Origin of the sequence: Salipiger mucosus DSM 16094, from assembly GCF_000442255.1 — a bacterium.
GTDB classification, from domain to species: domain Bacteria; phylum Pseudomonadota; class Alphaproteobacteria; order Rhodobacterales; family Rhodobacteraceae; genus Salipiger; species Salipiger mucosus.
Genome location: NZ_KE557274.1, coordinates 496,316 through 519,663, shown reverse-complemented (window position 1 = coordinate 519,663; position 23,348 = coordinate 496,316). Strand labels below are relative to the sequence as shown.

The following is a 23,348-nucleotide window of genomic DNA, read 5'->3' as shown; positions in this document are numbered from 1 at the left end:
GATGAAGACTGTTCAACCCACCCGACACCTAGCCGCCCGGGAGCGCCGGGAACGTGGTATAGGAGTCCTTCAGATAGCATTGTGCCTTGTGGTCGCGGCGTCCATCGCCGCAGGAACGATGATGAAGTACTCTGAATTTCGGAAGAACCAGGAGATCGCGGCCACGATAGAGGATATGCGTATCATCAAGGATCAGGTGGAAACCCTGTTCGTCCATCGCCAGGACTTCACAGGTCTGGACAACGAGTTCCTGATCGCGAACGGAAACCTCCCGGAGCGGCTCATCGACGGCGACGTCATCCACGGCCAGTTCAACTTCAACCAGAGCGTCGGAAACTACCGCGTGAGAGGCAACGGGACCCGGTTTCAGCTCAACGTGATGTTCGTGAGCGACAATGCCTGTCCAGCGCTGGCAACCTCGAGGATCGCCTCGTCTGCCGCCACGATCTATATTTGGGACCATGGCGGTCAGCGGACTTTCACGTCCAAACCCTTCCTGAGCGACGTTCAGGACATCTGTTTCAACGACCGCCCCGCGACACACATACGATTTGTATACGAGGAGTGATCTTTACCATGGCATCGAGGCGTAATCATCCATGCAAGCTTTCCCAGAGAGGCATCGGTCTCCTTCAGATTGCGCTCTGCCTGATCGTTGCTGCGTCCATCGTCGCGGGCGTGATGATGAAGTACAGCAGGATGCAGGAAGATCAGGACGTGGACACCGTCAATCGCCAGGTGATGGCGATCCATGACGAGATCGCCCGCCTGTATGCGAACCGTCCGAATTTCGACGGAGTGACCCCGGAGTACGTTGCCGTCAATGGGAACCTACCCGAGTCCATGATCCGGTCATCTGCCGGTACGACCGAATTGGTCTCTCCATTCGGAAAATACGAAATCAGTCCGATCAGCATCGATTGCGGCCTGTGCCAGAACACATTCTATGTCAACGTCAGGTCCATCCCCCGGTCCATGTGCGCAAGGATTGCAAGGACCGCAGTTGCCTCCACGGCAAACCGTATACGTCTATGGAACCATGGACACGGTACCTTCTTTGAAGAGCGCCCGACCATGTCTCAGACGGACTCGGTCTGCCAAGACCCGGACTGGAAGCCGAACGTCCGCTTCGACTTCATCAGGTAGGAACACAGCCGTGAGCAAGACAGGACAAATTTCAAGGAAATCCACGCCGAGACATGAACGCGGCCTGTCGCTTCTCAGCCTTGCCATCGGTCTGACCCTGGTGACCTCGATTCTTGTCTCGACCATCATGTGGTACTCGAGCATGAGCCACAAATCGAAGGTCAGTTCCGTCGCAACCAACGTCCAGGTTCTCGCAAGTAATATCCAGGACGCGTTCCAGTTCAAACCGGATTTGTCGGATCTCGATAATAACTGGGTTGTACAGAACGAAATGCTGCCCGACCGCTTCACCATGACCTCGATGGCCATGGCGGCTCCCGACATCAAACATGGGCTTGGCGGTGACGTGACGGTCTATCGGTCGAACCCCAATGAGATGGGCATTCGGCTCGATGGCCTTGAGCCGGAAAGCTGCGTCCAACTGGTCAGGCAGACTGCACCGAAGCTCGACAGCAACCTCGGAAGGCTGGCATTTCCCATCACAGGGGACACATTCACCCATAACGGCGGAGGCGCCCCCTCTCCAGGGGAGGTCGTGAACCTTTGCGCTTCGACCAACGCGGACGACACCACGACGGTGGTATTCTTTTATCGGAAGTGACAGATGCTGAAAATGCGCCACAGGACCATTGATCAACGCGGCTTCGGAACGTTCGAGGTCGCCCTCGTGATCATGGTCTCCGCCATGATTTTCGCCGGCGGGCTCTGGATCATGAGAACCGTAAAGCCTCAGATCCAGGCGGAGCAATTCCGAACGCATCTCGAGACGCTTATCGATGTTGCCGATCAGGTCACGGCTAGTCAGCACGACTATCGCGGCCTGACGGCAACCAGGATGATCGACTCCGGCCTCCTTCCCAACGGCATGGTTAATGACGGGAGCATCATGAACCCGTTCGGCGGGGCAACAAGTGTGAGTGCAATCCAAGCCGGTTCGTCATGCACAACCAGCGAATGTCCGCAGACACTGCAATTCATCGTATCAGGGATCCCCGACGCTGATGCATGTGTGCGTACCGTCCGGATCGCTCAAGACTTCAACGCGACCATGATTGCGATCCTCGGGGCGGGCTACGTGGAATTGCCAGGCGACGTCATCGGCATCTGCAGTTCCGTCACCGACAAGCGCGTTTTCATACGGTTCTAGGAGGAGAGACCATGTACGTCATCTACATCATTTCCCTGTGCATGATGGTGATCTCCTTCGTCGTTCTCGGATCCTTTGATGAAGGCCAGGGCGGTCAGGCCAAGAAGTCAGACATCGAGGCTGGCCAAATGGTCATTCTTCATCAGGCCGCGGAAGAGTATTGCAGGGACAATCCGGCAAGCTGCAGCTCCGCGGTGCGCCTCGCCAACGCGGATCTTCTTCCCTACGTTCCCGGGATGGCCTCCAATGGCGGGAGCTATTCCGATGAGCACCAGTTTGCCAGCTTTTCGGACGGCAGCGGACACGTCTTCACCACCATGGTGGTCGGGATGGCCACGACCTCCCAGGTTGGCAGCACGACCTGGGACAATGAAGAGGCTCTTCTCAACGGGAGAACGGCCGACATCCGGCGCTTTCTGGTAACCACGACGCGGCAGAGATACTTCGCCGGCCCCTATGACCGGGCATCCCAGACCCTCGCTGGTTCCGAGGGTACGTCTGTGACCCTTCCCAAGGACATCGATGGATGGTCCATCATGGATGACGCCCCGACCGTCGCAAGCGCGTGGTGACGGCCCCTCCGAACTGTTCATGAAAACTTCCTGATTTTTACTTGCATAGGGATCTATTCTTATGTAGCGACTATCCTTGTTGCTTGCCGCCGATCCTGAAAGTTCACTGGATACCGGCACACAAGGATAGACTGATGACCAAGACCACCGACATTCGCGACCAGATGCGCGAAATCATCTACAGCACCCCGCAGGCCAGTGTCCTGGAGGAGGCCCATGTGGAGCGGTGGATGGATCGTGTTCTCGAAAACGAGCCGGACCGGGCCCTGTGGCACTGCATTCGCCTCCAGGGCTCCGGTGGGTCCGAGGTCGGTCCCCTTTCCAAATCGCTGCGGGGCGAGGCCAATAACTTCACCTCCGCGCACCAGATCTGTGCCGGAAAGCTTTGCATCATCCCGCCCGGCAAGGGAGACGAACACACCCGTCGCGGACAGGTCCTCGAAGACCTCGTGCGCGACGTTTTCGAGACCCAGATGGAGGCCAAGGGTTTCAAGCTCGAGCGCCTGACCGAAGAGCGGGAACGGGACATCGAGAACAAGGAAAACGACAAGTATTTCTGGATGCGGTCCTCGCTCGACGAGTTCTACAGGGTTACCTACCCCGATGGGAAAACCACCGAGAAGTGGGTCGTCGACTTCAAGTGTCCGAGCCCGGACATGATGGCCAAGTACGTCTCTGACTGCACCAAGATCATGGAGCAGACCGAGGCAGAAACCGAGCTGGGCTACGTCATCCCGCGGGGCGAGACACGGCGCGCTTGCGGCTGGGACAAGGAACCGGAATTCGACGACTACATCTACCAGCTTCACCACTACCGCGAAGACGCCGACATCAAGGGCGTCGAGGTCGACCGTACGGTCCTTGCGGTTTTCGACTACATGCGCGCTTCGATGACCATGTTCGACGTCGAGTACGATCCCGAGGTCGTCGCCGGCATCGTCGAGGCAAGCGAGTTCTACTGGAACGAGTTCGTGCTCAAGGGCCAGGTCCCGCCCCCCGAAAAGAAGCAGGTCATCGATCCGGAGCACATCGACGACGAGATCAAGGAGGCTGCGGCGAACTTCGTGAAGTACAAGACCGTGGAGAGCCAATTCAAGGACAAGTCCGCGACCGTGCGGGCCAGGATCGAGGACGAATTGGCCGGCGTCGGTTCTCTCGGGGACAATGTCCTGTCCCTGTCCGGCGCCAACGTGAAATCGGACATCGTTCCCGATGAGGATCTCGCCTACAACCGTCTGCTCGAGCTCGGCATGAGCGAAGAAAAGATCGATCAGCTTCGCAAGCCCGGCAACTACGACACCACGAAGGTCAAGAAGCTCTGGCACGAGCTGATCTCGGAGTTCGGCATCCTCGAGGAAAGCGTCACGAACGGGGACAAGCCCGGCGTCCAGAGCGCGATGCTGAACATCCGTGAACTCCGTGAAAAGGTCCCGCAGAAGAAAAAAGGCGCATTCGATGAAAAAAAGTTGCGGGACACCCTTCTCTCTTTCGGTGAGGACGCAAACTGCTTCTTCAAAGAAGAGCTGAAAACGGAGCAAGCTCGAGGAAAGAATGCAGAGCGTGATCTCCTTAAGGATCAGGTTCTGGATAGAATGGAAGAAATCGAGGATCTCCTCAGCCGGCCGGAACCGGCGATGGATCCCTCACCAATCGGTTAACAAGGAGACCATTATCCATGGCGATGAAGCGCAGAACAGAGGCGAAGCGTCAGTCCAGCGGCGGCGGCGGAAACAGCAACGCCTGGACGAACGAGATCCTCAAGGTCGCGGACCCCAAGAAGGACATCGTGATCGACAGCACCGGTGTGCACTTCACCGGGACCCTGGTGTCGGGCAAGAACGAGGGGCAGGAAGTCACCGTTTCGGCGCGCGACAAGCGGACCGATGCCGTGAAGGGCTACCTGCAGGGCAAGGAGCAGCTCAAGAACATGGCCCAGCCGAACACCACGGTCATCCTGGAAGGCTTCCATGCCGAGGGTGACGGGTACCGGTTCAACTTCGCGCGCCCGTTCCTCGAGCCGAAGAACGTCATGGACTTCTCGAACATCAACGAGGAGACCGGCAAGCCGACGCCTGTTTCGGTCCACAACATCCGCACCGACCAGTACGTGCAGCTGGGCCGCGGCTTCACTCGCAAGAAGGAAGACGGCACCGTGAAGTACGGTCGGAACGTGAACATTCACCGTCCCGACATGGCCTTCGGCGTCAGCGGTCCGGCCGGCAACGGCGATGAAAACCCGCTGTCCGCCACTCGCGCCATCGCCGCCCAGGCGGTCGAGGACCTTGCGGAGGTTCGCGACGAGCTCGACGAGGAAACCCTGGATATCCTCACGCGGGCCGAGAAGTTCGACGAACTCAACGGCCTGGAGAAAATGGCTGTCATCTGGGACATCTACGTGATGTCCGGCGAGCTGACCGACAACGCCTCCAAGGGCTTCTCGGGCACGCTGCGCGCCATCGACATGGAGGACGACGGCATCGAGATGTACGGTGGCGTCCTGCAGGGCGGCAACATCCAGGATGCCGAGGGCAACTGGCGTCCGCGCTACTTCGCGGAAGCGGTGGAGAACACCCTGAACTTCTACTCGGACGCCGACGAGGACCGGGTCACCTTCGACGAGATCCTCGAGAAGGGCGTCATCGATGCGATGGAGAAGAAGGCCACCTACACCGATGACGACGAAGTCCTCTACGAGGAGAAGAACCCGCGCGGCAACAACGCCCGCCGCATCCCGGTCGGCATCGTGGACATCCTGGATCACGTGCAGAACTCCTGCATGGAAGAAGATGCCCAGAACAACGTTCTGATCGAGATCATTCCGGTCGAGCGCCTGGACATGGGCAACGACACCGCGCAGAACAGCGCCGCCGAGGCCGAGCCCTTCCATCCGCAGAAGGAAGCCACCGACAACGAGGGCAACCACTACACCGAGTCCGTCATCTCCACCGGCCACGTGGCCTCCCGCGTGATGACCTCGAAGGACGAGGACGGCATGGACGTGGTTCCGCCGGAAGGCGAACGCCACAACATCGTCACCAAGGTGCAGGTAAGCCAGTCCTTCGGTGTTCCCGGCAAGCCCACCCGCGCGACCGGCTGGGTCGGCCGGCCCAGCATGCTGCCGACGCCGAACTCGGACCAGATCCCCGCGGTCAAGTCCCACCTCGAGAAGACGCGTCAGGAGTACGCCAAGCAGTTCGACTCCCGCAACTGGGGCAAGAGCAACTCGAAGGACAACGATGGCCCGTCCAACGAGGAGAACGAGTACGAGGCAGAAGGACGCTCGCCCGGAATGGGCTGAGGTCCGGCCAGACGAGAAGACCAGGGCCCGCATTCACGTGCGGGCCCTTTTTTATTGGACGGAGGGAACATGACCGCGCGCACGATTGAATGGGTCGACCTGGGAGACGGACACAGTCGCCTGTACCGAAGCTACTTTCAGGATACCGGGCTCGAATGCGTCGCCATCGAAACATCCCGTCATCCTGACTTCCGGACGATGCAGTCCCTGAAATCTTCCGGGTTCACCCGGATCGGATCCTGGTTTCTCCGCCCCGGTCGCGAAATCAGGATGTCCGAAATCACCGCGGCATTCCCTGGTGCGAAGAGACAGGCACAGCCGCTGACCGAGACCCGGCTGGCGTTCGAGGATGAGACCCCGAGAGTGCTCGAAGGCCACCTTTCTGCCGATGCAGTCGTGGCCGGGGCTGGCGACAGCCTCCCCATGCTCAACAGTTTCCAGGCCAAGTACGTGCCGGCCAGCGCCGGTGGTGAGCCGATTGCTGCCATCCCCCTCAGCCTCGCGGAGGGAACCATCGAGGCTCTGCAGAGGGTCAGGGATCGTCACGGCGATATCGATGCCTGGGTGCGCGGCGAGCTCGAGTACCCCTCCCTCGAGGCGATGCACAAGGTTCTCTCGCCCGAGCAGATCGACGCCGTCGCCCTGTCTATCGATGGGTGCTACGAGGAGTCCGGGGCGATCTGCGCGGACCAGACCGGTCTCGGCAAGGGCCGCGTCGGGGCTGCACTCGCTCGCTGGGCCGCGTTGAACGACCGCCGGTTCGTCTTCCTCACGGAAAAGGCCAACCTCTTCACCGACTTCATCCGCGACGTGATGGATACCGACTCTCTCGACATCATCGGAACGCCCTACATCCTCAACGACGGCGCCCGCGTGCTCGATCAGACCACTGGCGAGGTCCTCTTCCGATCCCTGTCCCAGAAGAAAAACAAGGAGGTGATCCGGACCCAGGAGCTCCCCGAGGGCACGAAGATGGTCATGGCGACCTATTCGCAATTCAACAAGGCGGGATCACCGAAATCCCAGTTCTTCACCGAGATCTGCGAAGGCGCCCACCTGCACGCCGACGAGAGCCACAACGCTGCCGGGGAGGGGTCGAACACCTCCATCGTCTTCGACCAGGCGGTCGCACGGGCCACGAGCTTCTCCTACTCGTCCGCCACTCACGCCAAGCGGGCCGCCAATCTCAAGGCCTACATGCCGCTCCTGCCGCAGTCCGTGACGCGGATGGAAAACATGACCGACGTCCTGGGCGCCGGCGGGATGCCCCTTCTGGAGGCGCTTTCGCAGATGCTGGCGCGCACAGGCCGGCTGATCCGCCGCGAACACGATCTCTCTGACATGACCATCCCGGTGGTGGTTGACGAGAAGCGCACGGAAGACCACGAGGCGCTGTCCGACCAGCTCGCGCCGATTCTGTCGGAACTGAGCCGGCTGAGCATGGATATCTCGACCCACCTCGAAAAGAAGACCGAGGAACCGGAGGCCAAGGATCGCAAGGAGGTCTACTACGCCGTCCACTGGGGCGTGCGTTTTTCGGGCGTGATCGAACAGTTCATCTCCGCCTGTGGCGTGGAACACTGCATCGAGCAGGCAGTGGATTGCCTGCGCAACGACAAGAAGCCCGTGATCGTCGTGCAAAACACGATGGAGGCAGTGCTGCGCGAGGTCATGACCGATGCCGACGGAGCGCTGGCTGGATACCTGACCGACAACGCTGGAAGCCAGCGTTCTGCGGAATTCAAGGATGTTCTGAAATTGCTCGTGGACCGCTCCATGACGGCCCGGATGCGACGCGGGAAGGATGATCCGGTCACCATCGATATCGAGGACCCCGAACTCGAGGAACGGGCCCGCCAGCTGCACGAATGGATCGAGTTCTTTCCCCGGATGCCGATCTCTCCCATGGACGCAATCATCGAGGGCGTCGAAGCCGAGGGGCGCCGGCTGCACGCGGCCGGAGAGATCGAAACCCCCTGGTCAATGGGAGAGATATCGGCGCGGGGCATCAAGGTCGCCTCCGGGGAGGTCATCCCGACACAGGAAGCCGACCGAAACGTGACGATCAATCAGTTCCAGCATGGCCATCTCGACGGCATCGTTTTGACCCAGGCAGCCTCGACTGGCCTGTCACTGCACGCGAAGGAAGGCATCGAGGACCAGCGCGTTCGTCGGATGCTGGAATTCCAGATCCCCAAGGACCCGGTCGACCGGGTGCAGTTCTGGGGCCGGATTAAGCGCCGTGGTGGCGTGAACGAGCCGGAATTCGCTTGCTTGTCAACGGGGATGTCCCTGCAGCTCCGGAGTCTCGCGGCCCAGAACAAGAAGGTCGAGGCCCTCAGTGCGAACGTGTCCGGAAGCGGGGAGGCCGCGGTGAAGCTGGACGTGCCCGACCCGATCAACGCGCTGGGCGACCGTATCGCGCGACGCGTTCTGCAGGAAAATCCGCAGGTGGCGGCGAAGATGTCGATTTCCCTGAAAATCGAGGAAGAAGAATCCGCGGAAAGCCTCTACTACGTGAACAAGATCCTCTCCCGCCTGGCTCTCGTCAGCAGCTCCGAGCGTGACGCGATCTATTCGACCTTCCTGGATGCCTACCAGGACGCCCAGCGCTCTTTGGCCTCAAAAGGCATCCATCCCACGCGCCCCCGGGAGCTTCCCGGACGCTGGCGCGAGGTGGACCGGGCCCTGTTCGATGCCGGAACCCCCGAGGACGGACCGGTCTTCGGGGCGCCAGTCTACCTGACCACCATCGAGCGGGAGGAGTATGTCTACCCGATCAGTCGCGACGATCTCCTGAACATCCTCGAAGACCGCAAGGCCCGGGATGCGAAAATGGAGGAGACGCGGGACGCTTTCCTGGCTCACCTGAAAGACAATCGGAAGGACTTCCTGAAAAACTCGCTCCCGAAAGAGTATCGCTCGGTGGTCGATGCTCTGAATTCGCGGAAGACCAACATGGTTAAGGTCGAGGCCGACCGTCTCACCGGAATCGAGCGAGCCCTGAAAACCGTGCGTCCCGGGATCCAGGCAACCGTAACCGACGACAACAACGAACCCCGCGTCGGCGTTCTGCTTGGCATGAAGTTTCCTCGGGATCCGGCGGACTATCACAAGGCGAGCTCCTACCTGATAGACTACCTCCTGCCTGGGGACGAAGAGCCGCGCCGGGCGACGCTCGCGACGCTGCGCAACGATCCGGCCTTCCAGATCCACAAGCCGGCCGGGACCTACCAGGAGCCCTATACCGAGTTCGAGAACCTCGAGAGCGGCAAGGTTACCATTCAGCGCAAGATCCTTGATGGCAACGCCTTCATGGCCACCATTCTCGGCGTCCAGAGCGAGGTTGGAACAACAACCAGGATCACCATGGAGGACGGGCGGACGCATTCGGCGGTCCTGATCCCGGTGTCCCGGCAGCGGGACACCGTCCGTATTCCCGGCCGGACCACTGACCCCGACGTGGCATTCGAGATCCTGCGCGAGGGAGGCGAGGTCTACTCCAACTCGGCCGGCCGCAGCGAGGGCATGATCATCGAACGCGACGGTCCGAAGCTGAAGGTGACCATCCCCGGCAAGAAGTCATTGGCCAAGCCGTACCAGACCCCGGAAATCGAAGCCATCACGGGGAAACTGAACGGTGACTGGCGCGGCATGCGGGGCTGGATCGATCCCGACGACCTCACTCCTCTGGCAGAGGCGCTCGGAGAGAAGGGCATGGCGCTCAACTTCGCAGGCCTCTGGCGAAGTCTCGCCAACGAAGCGACACTGGAAAAGCAGCGAGAGGCGGCCCCGGACACCTGCGCTGTTTGACGCCTGTTCTTCTCTGGTGTAGTTCTGTTCTTGTTACCTTGCTTTCAGGTTTCGGCGCCACTTCTTCATGCGGCGCCACCATAAGGATAGAAATTGCCCCAGCACCTGTTCATCGCAGAGAAGCCCTCGCTCGCAGAGGCCATCGCGAAAGCACGCGCCGAGCAGATCGGTGCGAAAGCCACGAAGTCCAACGGAGCGTGGGAGGTCGGTGAAGACCGAGTGTGCTGGCTCTTCGGGCACATGTACGAGCTCTGCGCGCCGAGTGAATACGACGAGCGCTACGCGAAATGGTCCCTCGACAACCTCCCGATCATTCCCGACAAGTGGAAGCTGAAGGTGGTCGACGACAAGCGGGACCACGTGGCCGCCATCCAGAAGCGCATGAAGAGCGCGGATGTCGTGGTGAACGCCGGGGACGCCGCGCGCGAGGGCCAGCTTCTCGTGGATGAGCTCCTCATCGACAGTGGCTGGGACGCCTTCTCGGACAAGACCAAGCGTTTGTGGGTGAAATCCGTCGCCCAGAAGGACCTTCTCAAGGCCTTGGACGACATGCATCCAAACGCGGAAAAGGAACGCCTGTATCTTTCCGCCATTTGCCGCCAGCGCGCCGACTGGCTGCATGGTCTCAATCTGACCCAGCTCTACACGCTGAAGGCCCGGCAGGCGGGCGCGGACCAGCTGGTCAGTGTCGGCCGCGTGCAGACCCCGACGCTGCGTCTGGTCGTGGACCGCGACCTTGAGATCAAGAACTTCAAACCGGTCGACCACTACCTGCCGAAACTGACGTTCACCCACGAGAACGGGACCTTCGAGGCCAACTATATCCTCCCCGAAGATGGTCCCGGACAAGACAGCGAAGGGCGCCTGACAGACAAGGCCGTTGCCGACGAGGTTGTCGCCAGGGTTGCCGGGAAACGCGGTGCGGTCTCCAGCTTCGAGGCCAAGGACCGCAAGAAGTCACCGCCCTCCTTCCCTTCTCGCTTTCGGCCTTGCAGACGGAATGCTCCTCCAAGCTGGGGCTCTCGGCCCAGCAGACTCTGGATGTGGCCCAGAAGCTCTACGAGACCCACAAGCTCACCACCTACCCCCGCTCGGACAGCCGTTACCTCCCGACAGCGATCCTGAAAGACGAGGCACCGGGCATCCTGCAGGCGCTGCGGGCCGTTGATGGTGCCCTTGGGAAAGCGGCCGACGATGCCAACCCGAAACTGAAAAGCGACGCCTGGAACGACGGCAAGGTCAGCGACCACCACGCGATTATCCCGACATCCGATGCAACCGCGGCCAAGATAGCCAACCTGGAAGGCGTAGAGGCGAACGTCTTCGATATCATCGCCAAGACCTTCGTGGCCCAGTTCTATCCCGATCAGCGCTGGAAGGCACTCACGGCGAAGATCTCCGTCGAGGAGGATCATTTCAGCGCAACCGGCCGCAAGGAGATCGATGCCGGCTGGAAAGTGGTCTTCACCGGTGACGTGAAGGGTGACGACGAAGAGGACGACGAGGAGGGCGGACAGAGCCTGCCGACCATGCAGAAGTCCGATCCCGTCACCGCCGACAAGGGCGAGGTGAAATCCAAGCGCACGACGCCGCCGCCGGCCTTCACCGACGGTACGCTCATCGCCGCGATGTCCAACGTTCACCGCTTCGTCCCCGACAGCGAAGCCAAGAAGCGGCTCAAGGAAAACGAGGGCCTCGGGACGGAAGCCACCCGGGCCAATATGATCGAAAAACTGATCAGCCGGAAATTCCTGCAGCGGAAGGGCAAGAACAAGCTGGTGTCCACCCTGACAGGACAGTCGGTTGTCCAGGCCCTCCCCCAGGAGGTGACCGACCCGGCTCTCACAGCGATCTGGGAGGGCTACCTCGACAAGGTATCGCGTGGCGATCTCGACTACGAAAAATTCATGGAGGGCCAGACCAAGAACGTCGAGAAACGCGTTCAGGAAGGCAAGGAAGCCGAGGTCAAGATCAAGGGGGTCAAGACTATTCAGCCCCTCGAAGGGCACGGGGAGACCTGCCAGAAATGCGGCCAGGGCAAGATGGTCACCCGCGAAGTGAAGAAGGGAAAGCACAAGGGAAAGAAATTCCTGAGTTGCGACCGCTATCCGGACTGCGATGCCGTCCACTGGCCCAAGCCGAAAGTCGACCCCATCGAAGGTCACGGCGAAACCTGCCCGAAGTGCCAGAAGGGAAAGATGGTCACCCGGATGATCCAGAAAGGGGATCACAAGGGAAAGAAGTTCCTCTCCTGTGATCAATACCCGGAGTGCGACTCCGTCCAGTGGCCGAAACCCAAGCCCATCGAGGGCCACGGAAAGCCCTGCCCAAAATGCTCGGACGGCATCATGGAAACCCGCAAGTCGAAGAAGGGCACCTTCTTCCTGGGGTGCAACAACTACCCCAATTGTGATGCCGTCGAGTTCCAGAAGGACAAGGTCAAGCCGATGAAGGGCGACGGCGAGACCTGCACCAAGTGCAAGAATGGAACCATGCGGACCAAGAAGATCCACAAGGGGGATCAGAAGGGGAAGACCTTCCTGGCCTGCAACCAGTACCCGGAGTGCAAGAACGCGGTCTGGCCCGATTAACCATCTCTAAACTGGCTCTCCTTAGGGTGCCGTCAAATTTCGAGGTCATCATGAAAAAACTGATTTTGCTTTCCACGGTCGCGGCCTTCCCGGCCGTCGCACAGAACTCACAGAACGCGCAGGCCCCGGCGATCCCGTCGGTGCCATCGGAATCCGTCATGAACTCTCTGAGCGGCAAGGAGGCTCCGGAGGTCCTGGAGTATCTCATGGATAGCGGCGTCAAGCTGACCTATCTCGGGGATGCCGGCGGGCTGAAGGGATATCTCGGCGAAAGCCCTTCCGGCAAGGTGCAGACCTTCTACATGACGCCGGATGGCAACCACGTGGTCGCAGGTGTTCTCTTCCGGTCCGGCGGTACCAATGTCACCGGTGTCCAGGTGTCCGACATGGAGAACCGGTACAAGGCCGCCCAGCGCAACGCGCGTATCGCCCGCGGCCAGGCCGATGTTCCGGTGACCGAGGTTCCCGAGCCTACGGTGTCCAACGGACTGGATGAAGTGAGCTCCGAAGAGATCCAGGACGGCGATGCGGCCATGCATGACGTTTCGGAATACCAGTCGGACCGGTCGGACAGTAACCTTCGTCAGGATCTCGAAAGCGCGGCCTGGTTCCAGGTCGGCTCGGATGACGCCCCGGTGGTCTACATGATCGCGGATCCGAACTGCCCCTACTGTCATCAGGCCTGGCAGGACCTGCGCCCGCGCGTGATGAACGGGGAGATTTCCCTGCGTGTTCTTCTGATCGCGGGGCTGCAAGGCAGTGAGGCCAAGTCGCTGTCGCTCCTGTCGCGAGAGAACCCCTCCAGGGCCTGGTTCGCCGGCGAAGGATCGACACGGACGCAGCCCGTCCAGGATCCCCCGGCAGTAGACACCGATGCCTTTGGACGGGCCCAGCGCTACCTGAACCGCAACATGCGGCTCTTCGAGCGCCATGACCTGACCTCGACGCCAACCATGTTCTATCACGACAGCGAAGGCACCCTGTACGAGACCAGCGGCCTTCCGCGCGACATGGATGTCTTCCTCGGCGAGGTGGCCCAATGACCGAGACCGGGGAAATCGTCGCGATCAACGGACTGGCCGGTGCCGGCAAAAGCACGGCGGCCGGGTTCTTCATCGACCAAGGGTACGTCCGCGTGAAGATGGCCGACACCTTGAAACGGATGACGGCCCTGCTCCTCGAGGAGGCCGGCGTTCCGAAAGATGATGTCTGGCGTTTGATCGAAGGATCCCAGGAAGACAAACTGGAACCCGTTCCCCACCTCCGCGGAACCACCAGCCGGCATATCATGAGAATTCTCGGCAACGAGTTCCGTGACCTGATCTACTCGGACGTTTGGGTCGACATCGCCTGTCAAAAGATCGGCCGCCTGCTCGGTGACGGGAAGAGAGTCGTGGTCGATGATATCCGGTACGATCACGAGATCGCCTACCTGCGCTACATGTTCGAGGATCGCGCGCAGTTCCTGAAAATCGAGGCCGCCAACCATGACGAGCTCGATTTCACCGAAGCCCATCCCAGCGAGACCCCGATGGAGGACGGCAAGTTCACCCATGTTCTGCGCAACAATGGTACCATCGGGCAACTGCACGCGGCTCTCGACCGGGCTCTTTGGGAAGGCGCTGCGAGAGAAGCCGGAGCCCGGCTGACATGTGACGACCTTCCGGTTGCCGAGAGCTCCTTTCCGGCTTCTGTCTCTCGCCTGGCCTGATATGCTCACCGGATGGATATCGTCATCATTACCGCGATCATCGCGTCCCTGTTCTTCCTGATCGGCGCGGCCGAGCCATTGGCCGCGCGCCTCCGCCTTCCCTACAGCGTGATCCTTGCGGTCCTCGGTATCCTGATAGGCGCCGGGGCAATCTTCTTTCTGCGAACGGAACTGACCGACGCGCTAGATCCTGTGGCCGAGGCGATCATTGACCTCCCGATCCGGTCCAATGTCTTCCTCTACATCTTCCTGCCGACGCTCCTGTTCCAGGTGACGCTTGGCATGAACCTGAGGCGCATGCTGGACGACTGGGTCCCGATCCTGGTGCTTGCCGTCGTCGCGGTGGTGGTGGCGACCTTCAGTGTCGGCTACGCGCTCTCCCTTGCCAGTTCCCTGCCGCTGGCCGCTTGCTTGTTGCTGGGTGCCATCGTATCGACAACGGATCCGTCGGCCGTTGTCTCGATCTTCCGCTCGATTTCCGCACCGCGGAGGCTGGCCAGGATCATCGAAGGTGAAAGCCTTCTGAACGACGCCGCGGCCATTGCCCTCTTCGGGCTCTTCATGGGCTACGTCATGCTCGGTGTCCCGGACCCGGAGCTCGGTGACGCCCTCGCCCGGTTCCCGGCCCTGATCGCGGGTGGTGCAGTGGCCGGATGGCTGGCGGCGCGGATCGCGGTCCGGATCATGGCCCTGTTCCGGCGTCATGAGCTTGCACAGCTCTCGATCTCGGTCGCTCTGCCCTATCTCGCCTACATCGGTGCTGAACAACTCGTCGGCGCATCCGGTGTCATCGCCGTCGTTGCCGCCGGCCTGACCCTGAACCTGACCGGGCCCGGCCGTATTCCGCCCCAGGCCTGGACCAACCTCCGCGAGCTCTGGGATATCCTGGCGCATTGGTCCGGGGCCCTGATTTTCATTCTGGCGGCCCTGCTCATCCCCCGGCTTCTGGAAGAGGTGCGCGTCGATGACCTCGTGTTGGTCGGTGTCGTGATCCTTGCCGCAATAGGCGCCCGGGCGCTGATCCTGTTCGGCCTCCTCCCGCTTCTGTCGGCCCTCAATTTGTCCCCTGTCGTTGAAAGACCGTACCGGACGGCGATCCTCTGGGGCGGCCTTCGTGGCGCCGTAACCCTCGCACTGGCGCTCGCGGTGACCGAGAGCATCCGTGTTCCCGACGACATTCAGCGGGTGGTCGGCATCCTTGCCACCGGCTTCACCCTGTTCACCCTGATCGTTCAGGGCACGACACTCCGCTGGGTGATCGGGCGTCTGAAACTGGACAGGCTCTCGCCCCTCGACGAGGCGCTTTCGAAACAGGTGGTTGCCGTTGTCCTTCAGACCGTGCGGGAAGACGTTTCTCGTACGACAGAAAACTACGAGCTCAGCCACGACACTGTACGCTCCGAAGCCAAGCGCTTCGGGGATCGTTTGAACGACGCCGTGAAATCCGCCGAGGACAGCGCAGACATTCTCGACAGAGATCGAGTGACCCTGGGTTTGATCGCGCTCGCCGGCCATGAACGCGACACCATCCTTGCCCGGGTCCGCGAGCGCACGATTTCCGCTCGAATGGCGGACCAGGTCCTGTCGGATGCCGACCGCCTGATCGAGGGAGCCAGGTCCCAGGGCCGCAGCGGGTACCAGCAGGCCGCGCGCCGCAGTGTTGCGCACGGACGGGCTCTTAGGATTGCGGCCAGAATTCATGGCCGAATGGGCGTGCCCGGACCCCTGGCCCGGATGACCGCGGACCGGTTCGAGTTGCTGCTGTCGCAACGCCTGATCCTTCGGGATCTCGGATCCTTCATTGATGGCCGCATCCGGCGGATTCACGGGCAACGCGTGGCCGACCTCTTGCGCGAGCTGCTCAACCGACGGGTCGATATGGTGGAAACGGCGCTCAAGGGCCTGCGCGTGCAGTACCCGGGTTATGCCGAGAAGCTGGAGCGCCGTTTCATCCGCCGCACGGCCCTGCGCCTCGAGGAACGCGAATACACGACCATGCGAGAAGACGGCCTGATCGGGTCGGAAGTGTACACCACCCTCATGCACGACCTCGATGCCCGTCGCGCCGCTGCCGAGGAACGCCCCCGGCTCGACATCGCTCTTCAGAGAGCTGAACTCATCCGGCAGTTCCCGCTTTTTTCAGGCCTCGACGACGACAGGCTGAACCGCCTGGCTCGGGCACTCAGGACCCGTTACGTCGATGCCGAGGAGGTGATCATCCGCCGGGACAGCCCCGCTAGGAGCGTGTTCTTCATCGCCTCCGGCGCCGTGGAGCTCAAGGCGGCCGGACAGACCTGGAGGATGGGGCGCGGCGAAATGGTCGGGCAGATGGCGATCCTCATGAAGAAGCCCCGCCGCGCCGAGGTCCGCGCCCTCACGCCTTCGACGCTGCTCGTGCTCGACGAGGCCCGCTTTCTCCGGCTTCTGAACCGAAGCGAGACACTTCGGGAGGCGGTCCGAGAAAGTGCCGAACGCCGCGGGATCGATCCGTCCGGTCTCCTGCCTCGTGGACCAGCGATCTCATGACGTCCAAGCCCTCCGATTCAATCCGATTTTTCTTCGCACATCACAGTTGCGACCACGATGTTCACAGCACATCAGCGAATGGAGACAGATCATGTCCGATGACCCTGCCCGCGCCCCACTGACCTTCCGCGCCCCGACATCCGAGGACGGTTCAGATGTGTGGGACCTCATCCAGAAGGGCGGCCCACTCGACGAGAACTCGATGTACTGCAATCTCGTGCAGTGCGACCACTTCGCCGACACCTGCGTGATCGCGGAGCTCGACGGCGAAATCGTCGGCTGGATCTCGGCGTTCATCCCGCCTGATGCGCCGGACACGCTCTTTGTCTGGCAGGTTGCTGTCGGCGAGTCCGCGCGCGGCAGAGGTGTTGCCAAGAAAATGCTGACCGAGCTCTTCGACCGACCCATCTGTGCCGACGTCACGCAGCTCAAGACCACGATCACCGCTGACAACGAGGCGAGCTGGGCCCTGTTCAACAGCTTCGCGGAGAACATGGATGGGGAACTGGACCACGAGACGCACTACGAAAAGGATGTGCACTTCGGCGGCAAGCACGCGACGGAATACATGGTCACAATCAGCGACATCGAATCTGCTTCCGAGAATGAGCAGCAGCCCAACGCCGACGTCATTTGACACTGGGATCACCAAAGGATCCTGAAATTTTGGATCTCTCAGGACCCTGCGGTGTCAGTCGTCGCTGTCGTGGAGACGCTTGCAGCGGTCGCAGATCCGGTTGTGCGCGCCCTCGCTCCAGAACGGGGTATCGCAGGTGAGGCACTTGCGCATGCGCTCCTTGTAGCGCTTGTCCACGATGGTGCCGCGTTCCGCGTAGGGCTTCTCCCCGCTCTTCGTGTCAAGCGCCTTGTCCATGATATCCCGGATGTCTTCGGGAATGTCGACCTTCTCCGCGAATGCAGCCTCGCTGCCGAACTGTTCCTGCAGCTTCGCCGCAATCGCATCGACGCTTCGGTTGAGATCAGCCGCGATGGAGTAGATATCGATCATCCCTGCGCCTGTCGTGTTGTCCTTCAGGGCCGCCTCCAATTGACGCTCTTCGGTGCGTGACCAGCGACGGCGATGACGGTGAAGTTGTTCGCTCCGACGTGGCAGGGCAATCCGGCTCGCCTGCGTCTGCACGGAGGACTGGCTGCGACCGAGGAGGATCGAGATGATCACGATGCTCCCGATCTCATCCCAGGTGCGGATGAGGCGCTCTGTTTCGTCCGAGCTCCAGGGTTTTCTCTGTACTTGCGTCATATGTGCATCCTGAAAATGGAACTGATCTTCTGTTCTTAATCTGGATTTACACCAGCCGGATAAAAGCCGGTTGAAAGCCCCATTTTCCGCCTCTTTAAGAATTTCTCTGAATATCAGCCGCAGTGAAGGCGTCGTCGGAAGGCGGTCGCGCAGGGAATATTTGAATGGCGAAGCACCCGAAAACCAACCAGGACGGCAGCCGGACCAGGGGCAAGGCGACGAAGAACAAGGCGCCATCCTCGCGGAAGTCGACCGAGGCGCCGCGTTCTCCCGTGGAGGACGTCGTCGCCACGCGCATGCTTCGGGACACCACGGTTCGCGAGAAGGTCTACCTGCAGAACAGGGTCCTGCTCGTCGTATCCGTGGCACTGTGTCTCTCGATCATCGCGAACGTCATGCTGGCCCTTCGGGAACCCGACATCCAGTACTTCGCGACCGACACCAATGGCAGCCTTCTGCCGCTGACGTCTCTCGACCAACCGGTGCAATCGGTCAACGAGGTCCTGAGCTGGTCCACCGATGCGATCACCAAGGCCTACACCTTCTCCTTCGCGAACTACCGCCAACAGCTGCAGGACGCGCGGGACGCCTTCACTACGGAGGGCTGGAGCGGATTTCAGACTGCGCTGGAAGAGAGCGGCAACCTGCGCACCGTGATCGCGAACCGCTTCGTGACGACCGCGGTGCCGCGCGGCGCGCCGGTCGTGGTCAGCGAAGGGTATCTCAACGGCCGCTACGCCTGGAAGATCGAGGTCCCGATCCTCGTGACCTACGAGTCCGCCAACAAGAGCACGACGCAGGATCTGATCGTGCAGGCCGTCATCGTGCGCCGACCCGAACTCGAACATCCGAAGGGCATCGGAATTGCCCAGATCATCGCTCAGTAAGAGGCTCCCCATGAAGTACAGTCGAAACCAAAGATTCCTTTCCATGGTCGCTGCCTGTGCGCTGGCGACCGCCGCACATCCCGCGTTCGCGCAATCCGGGGGTGGAGACGGTGATATCGTCATCTATTCGGAACAGGCCAATCCTGAAAATCCGATCTCCATCCGGAACACCTCCGGGGCGCAGGGGCGGGCTTCCCAGAGCCAGGTCTCCATCAACGCGCAGCAGACAAGCACAGGTGCGCGTGGCGACATTCCGGAAAGCTCGCTGTCCGATCTGCCCGAGATGACCCCGGAGGAAGCCGAGGCCATGTCGGAGATCTTCAAGATCATCGAGAAGAGCAATGCCGTCGACGAGATCCAGGCCGACGATCCGCTTTCCGGGATGTCGCCCCAGCAACGGGCATTCATCGAGGCCATGCAAGGCGTCGTTCCGATGACCCCGGATCAGATCAGGCTGTTCAAACAGCGCTATGACCAAACGCAGCGCGCGGAACGTGAGAGCGTGGGCGAGGACCCGGCACGGACCAGCCGCTCGGTGGACCTTTCCCTCAAGCCAGGCGAGGACATCCCGGTGATCCGCATGCAGCCGGGCCGGGTGTCGACGATCACCTTTTCGGATCGCAATGGAAACCCCTGGCCGGTCCTGTCGGTGACCACCGGCGACTCCAGCGCCTTCGCGGCTCAAACGGCCGGCGAGCAGGGAGATACGAACATCCTGGTGGTCAACCCGCAGCAGGACTACGCCTCCTCGAACATGGTGGTGACCCTCGTGGACAACCCGGTTCCCGTTCTGCTGACCCTCGAGGCCCGGGACGAGGAAACGGTGGATTACCGAACCGATGTCCGGATCGACGGCAAGGGGCCAAACTCGAACTACGCCATCACCGAAGAGCGCGGCCTGTCCCCCACCGGGGACAAGACGATGATGTCCTTCCTGGACGGACTGCCGCCGCGCGGCGCCGAGAAGATGCAGACGTCGAACCCCGGCGTCGAGGCCTGGATGTTCCAGGGCAAGATGTACGTCCGAACCCACGGTGAGGTTCTGTCCCCGGCCTATGTCGCGAAGAGCTCGAACGTCAGTGGCGTCAGCGTCTTCGTGCTCCAGGAAAACCCGATCCTTCTGATTTCGCAGAACGGGGAAATGAACAGCGTCTCGGCGCGCAGGAACTGAGGACCAGAATGGCGGACGACAAGAAGAACGCATTCCAAAGGATCGCCGGAGACAAGAGCTCCAAGCGCATTCTCTTTTTCATCGGAGGTATCGTGCTAGTCATTTTCACAATCGTCTTCTTCCTCGGGGGCGGAGAAGCCGCCGAAGGTAACGAAAGCCGACTGCGCTCGGCTCCGAACCAGCGCGACGATATCATCCAGGGCGACGTCAGCGACAACTACGAGCAGGCACTCCGGGAATCCGACCGGCAGCGGATCGAACAAGCCAGGGATGAGGGCAGATCCGCCCTGCCCTCCATCATGGGATCCTCCGTTCAGGACGAAGACCAGGTCTCCCTGAATGTCGAACAGGACCCGGAACCGGAAATCATCCGCCCGGATGTCCAGGAATCCGGCGAGATCGAACCGGTGGCCATCCCTCAGGAGGTTGCACCCGAGGAGGAAGAGGCTGCCGATCCGCGTCCCATCATCCGGCCTCGCGATACCGTTCAGGAGCCTCGCTCCATGGAGCCACGCAACCGGCCGTCGCAGTCCGGGCCCAACCAGACGGAGCCACAGCTGGTCGAACGTCCGCAGCCAAAGACGGACGATAATCTCCGGTCGCTCTATGCCCAGCAGATGTCACGGATTGCCCAGCGCATGGATAGCCAGCCTGGCAGCCCCTCGACGCAGTATGTCTACCAGCCCGACACTTCGGCGCCTGGCAATGCGAACGCCACCGCATCGGCCGGTGCTCGGGGATCTCAGAGCGGTGACATGCCGCCTGCGATCCTGCGCGAACGTGGGCAAGCAGGTGGTCCCGGCGGCTCCAGCGCCCGGGCGTCCGTTACCGATAGCCCGCAGGCCGAAATGGCCAACCAGGGACCTCCGCAGCAGGAGAAACCGCCGTTTCAGAAGCCGATGCCCGGCGAAATCATCTACGCGTCCATGATCACCCGTGCAGACAGCGATGCCCCGGGGCCCGTCGTAGCGAAAATCCTGCAGGGTGAACTGGCCGGCGCGAGGGTTCTGGGGAACTTCTCGGTGAACAACGAGAAACTGATGCTGGAGTTCACGACGCTTTCGGTCGACGAGACCATGAGCGGCAAGCAGGTGAACAAGACCTACGGCATCCGGGCGGTGGCGGTCGATACCGAACACGTCGGGACCGGCATTGCCACCAGCGTCGACCGTCACCTGGTTTCCAGGATCGCGGTCAAGGCGAGCACCGCTTTCCTGTCCGGGCTCGGCTCGGCCATCGCGACTTCCGGCCAGACCGTGAACTCGCTCGGGGATGGCCAGAGTGAAACGGAAACGCCGGAAAGGTCCCTGCGCACGAACGCTCTGATCGCCGGTGGCGAGGCCGCCAGCGAGACCGGGGCCATCATCGACGAGTATCTCGGCGGACGCCCCACCACGGTGCGTGTCGAAGCCGGCACCCCGCTCGGGATCCTCTTTTTACAGTGACGAAAGCGCGCCTTCCAAGGTTTTCAGGATAGTGGAGTTAGCACATGGCCGACGACGAAGAATTTGAAAAAGAGCTCAAAGACATGGCTCAGGGCGGCTTCCCGGGAAGCGGCTCGGACGATGATGACGAAGATATCTTCGGAGGTGACCCTGATTTCTTCTCTGACCTCGAGGACGAGGAGGAGGACGATGACGTGCCGCCCCCACCGGCCGGCGATCCGGACGACGAGGACTTCGCCGAAGATCAGGCCGGCGAAGATCCTGATTTTTTCGCGGACGAGGACGGCGCGGATGATTTCGAGGACGAGGATCCGGATGACGAGGATCCACTGTCGGAATTCATGGAAGACGACGATGATGACGAAGAGGAGGATGACGACGCCTTCTCCGAGGAGTCGGATGGCGCCGGTAAGAAAGGGAAGATGATCTTCTGGGGCGCTGTCTCGGCCCTGGCGTTGACCGTAGGGTCCGTCGGCTTCTTTGTCGTGGTTCCCATGCTGACAGGCGGAAACGCCCAACCCGAACCCAGGACCCCTGCGACCTACGAGCAACCGGCAAACGTCTCCCGCGGGTATTCTCCGGATTCCGAACGCAACCCGGTCAGCATTCCGGGTGAAACCGGCAACGGGTCCGGGGCCCAGCGCCCGGAAGGCCTTCCTTCGATGCCGGGCAATTCCGGGCCGGCCGGCAACGGTGGCGGCCAGGAGCCCTCGCTGGATGAGCGGCCGTCCCTGGGTGGCGGGAATTCAGGATCCGGAACACCGTCTCTCGAACTTGATGGACCGGATGGTGGCACCTCCCCGGGGATGCAGCTTCCCGGCGGGACGGGCGACCGCCCCGAGAAAACGGACGCCTCAACGGATATGCCGGGCAACTCCCTCATGCCGGACCTGACCCCGGGAGACGGGGCACAGGAGGCCGATCCTGAAAATGCCTCGGCCGACGCGGACACGGGAACCATCGTCGCGAAACTCGATGATGTCATCACGCGCCTGGACGGGTTCGAGGACGAGTTCCTGACCGAGAAGGACACGCGTGAGCTTGTCGGCGAGATCGTTGCCCGGGAAGTCTCCAAGGCGAAGACCACCACGTCCGGAAACGATGCAGCAGGCTCCGGTGAGGTCCAGGTCCTTCGTACGACCCTGGAGGAAATGTCCAAGCGCCTCGAGGCCATGGAGGAGAAACAGCGCACCAGCCTCGAGGATCTCGAGGAGCGGATTGCCGTCATGGATGACGAAGGGTCCGGACCGCGCGGGACATCGGCTGATGACCCCACGCTTCAGCTTCCCGATGTCACGGCATCGACGGGATCCGACGAGCCGGAGGATGAAACCGCGGCGAAGGAAGACGATACCTCATCCGAGGGCGCCGAGATCAAGAAGGCAAAGTCGGAAGCCGCGCGTCTGCGCCGCCAGCTGGCCAGCAAGAAGCGGGAACTGGACGCCATCAATGCGAAGGGGCGCGGGGTCAGTCCGCCGTCACGGCCGCACATGTTCACCGACTACCGCCTGGCCGGGATGTCGAACGACCTGGCATGGATCGAGACCCCCACGGGCGTCTCCATGTTCGGCGTCGGACAGGACGTGCCGGGCGCGGGCCGGATCCGCGAGTTCCGGGAGATGGACGGCAACTTCGCCGTCATCACCACCAAGGGCGTGATCTTTCCCTGATCCTTCCAGGGAACCAGACATGTACCAGAACAGCTCCCGGAGATTTCTTCGGGAGCTGTCTTTCCAGGAGTTTCACTTGGCGGTCTTTGCACTCTTTGCCGGGATGTGTT

Annotated in this window: 19 protein-coding genes; 18 read left to right on the top strand and 1 reads right to left on the bottom strand. The window is 61.4% G+C overall.

What is annotated here, in order from left to right; genetic code table 11:
• Nucleotide 1: 1 nt before the first annotated feature.
• From SALMUC_RS08525 to ectA, 14 genes are all read left to right on the top strand, one after another.
• Nucleotides 2-568, top strand: a complete 567-nt coding sequence (locus tag SALMUC_RS08525; protein ID WP_084513949.1) for a type 4 pilus major pilin — start codon at nt 2-4, stop codon at nt 566-568.
• 8 nt (nt 569-576) lie between these two features.
• The gene (locus SALMUC_RS08520) at nt 577-1,146 is read left to right on the top strand and encodes a type 4 pilus major pilin (protein ID WP_020041258.1); all 570 of its coding nucleotides are present in this window, start codon (nt 577-579) and stop codon (nt 1,144-1,146) included.
• Between the two features lie 10 nt (nt 1,147-1,156).
• Nucleotides 1,157-1,747, top strand: a complete 591-nt coding sequence (locus SALMUC_RS08515) for a hypothetical protein (protein ID WP_020041257.1) — start codon at nt 1,157-1,159, stop codon at nt 1,745-1,747.
• A gap of 3 nt (nt 1,748-1,750) precedes the next feature.
• The gene (locus tag SALMUC_RS08510) at nt 1,751-2,293 is read left to right on the top strand and encodes a type 4 pilus major pilin (protein ID WP_156883442.1); all 543 of its coding nucleotides are present in this window, start codon (nt 1,751-1,753) and stop codon (nt 2,291-2,293) included.
• 11 nt (nt 2,294-2,304) lie between these two features.
• Nucleotides 2,305-2,865, top strand: a complete 561-nt coding sequence (locus SALMUC_RS08505; RefSeq protein WP_020041255.1) for a hypothetical protein — start codon at nt 2,305-2,307, stop codon at nt 2,863-2,865.
• A gap of 134 nt (nt 2,866-2,999) precedes the next feature.
• On the top strand, nt 3,000-4,523 hold the full coding sequence (locus SALMUC_RS08500) for a YqaJ viral recombinase family protein (protein WP_020041254.1): 1,524 nt from the start codon (nt 3,000-3,002) through the stop codon (nt 4,521-4,523).
• Nucleotides 4,524-4,540: 17 nt separating this feature from the next.
• Nucleotides 4,541-6,163 (top strand): hypothetical protein, encoded by a 1,623-nt coding sequence (locus SALMUC_RS08495; protein ID WP_020041253.1) that lies wholly within the window; start codon nt 4,541-4,543, stop codon nt 6,161-6,163.
• A gap of 69 nt (nt 6,164-6,232) precedes the next feature.
• Nucleotides 6,233-9,976, top strand: a complete 3,744-nt coding sequence (locus tag SALMUC_RS08490) for a strawberry notch C-terminal domain-containing protein (protein ID WP_020041252.1) — start codon at nt 6,233-6,235, stop codon at nt 9,974-9,976.
• 93 nt (nt 9,977-10,069) lie between these two features.
• Nucleotides 10,070-11,101: a DNA topoisomerase gene (locus SALMUC_RS31005; protein ID WP_051155885.1), complete on the top strand. Its 1,032-nt coding sequence runs from the start codon at nt 10,070-10,072 to the stop codon at nt 11,099-11,101.
• Complete coding sequence (locus tag SALMUC_RS28155) at nt 10,990-12,567, top strand: DNA topoisomerase (protein ID WP_245584694.1); 1,578 nt, start codon at nt 10,990-10,992, stop codon at nt 12,565-12,567. The genes SALMUC_RS31005 and SALMUC_RS28155 overlap by 112 nt, the downstream gene beginning before the upstream one ends.
• A complete protein-coding gene (locus SALMUC_RS08480; protein WP_245584683.1) occupies nt 12,540-13,610 on the top strand; it encodes a thioredoxin fold domain-containing protein in 1,071 nt (356 codons plus the stop codon). The genes SALMUC_RS28155 and SALMUC_RS08480 overlap by 28 nt, the downstream gene beginning before the upstream one ends.
• Entirely contained in the window at nt 13,607-14,278 is a 672-nt protein-coding gene (locus SALMUC_RS28150) for a nucleoside/nucleotide kinase family protein (RefSeq protein WP_020041249.1), read from the top strand. Before SALMUC_RS08480 ends, SALMUC_RS28150 begins: the two co-directional genes overlap by 4 nt.
• Nucleotides 14,279-14,290: 12 nt before the next feature.
• Nucleotides 14,291-16,804, top strand: coding sequence for a cation:proton antiporter (locus tag SALMUC_RS08470; RefSeq protein WP_020041248.1), 2,514 nt, complete (start codon nt 14,291-14,293; stop codon nt 16,802-16,804).
• 91 nt (nt 16,805-16,895) lie between these two features.
• Nucleotides 16,896-17,441 (top strand): diaminobutyrate acetyltransferase, encoded by a 546-nt coding sequence (ectA, locus tag SALMUC_RS08465; RefSeq protein ID WP_037371378.1) that lies wholly within the window; start codon nt 16,896-16,898, stop codon nt 17,439-17,441.
• A gap of 54 nt (nt 17,442-17,495) precedes the next feature.
• Here ectA and SALMUC_RS29670 read toward each other — a convergent pair whose 3' ends face one another.
• Nucleotides 17,496-18,065, bottom strand: coding sequence for a hypothetical protein (locus tag SALMUC_RS29670; protein ID WP_156883440.1), 570 nt, complete (start codon nt 18,063-18,065; stop codon nt 17,496-17,498).
• A gap of 164 nt (nt 18,066-18,229) precedes the next feature.
• Here SALMUC_RS29670 and SALMUC_RS08455 point away from each other — a divergent pair, with 164 nt between their 5' ends.
• Genes SALMUC_RS08455 through SALMUC_RS28145 form a run of 4 tightly spaced genes read left to right on the top strand, consistent with a single transcriptional unit; the run spans nt 18,230 to nt 23,238 of the window.
• The gene (locus tag SALMUC_RS08455) at nt 18,230-18,952 is read left to right on the top strand and encodes a type IVB secretion system apparatus protein IcmL/DotI (protein WP_020041245.1); all 723 of its coding nucleotides are present in this window, start codon (nt 18,230-18,232) and stop codon (nt 18,950-18,952) included.
• 43 nt (nt 18,953-18,995) lie between these two features.
• The gene (locus tag SALMUC_RS08450) at nt 18,996-20,123 is read left to right on the top strand and encodes a DotH/IcmK family type IV secretion protein (RefSeq protein WP_020041244.1); all 1,128 of its coding nucleotides are present in this window, start codon (nt 18,996-18,998) and stop codon (nt 20,121-20,123) included.
• A gap of 8 nt (nt 20,124-20,131) precedes the next feature.
• On the top strand, nt 20,132-21,568 hold the full coding sequence (locus tag SALMUC_RS08445; RefSeq protein WP_020041243.1) for a TrbI/VirB10 family protein: 1,437 nt from the start codon (nt 20,132-20,134) through the stop codon (nt 21,566-21,568).
• Between the two features lie 44 nt (nt 21,569-21,612).
• Nucleotides 21,613-23,238 carry a hypothetical protein gene (locus tag SALMUC_RS28145; RefSeq protein ID WP_020041242.1) on the top strand — a complete coding sequence of 542 codons (1,626 nt, stop codon included), beginning with the start codon at nt 21,613-21,615 and terminating at the stop codon, nt 23,236-23,238.
• Nucleotides 23,239-23,348: the final 110 nt, after the last annotated feature.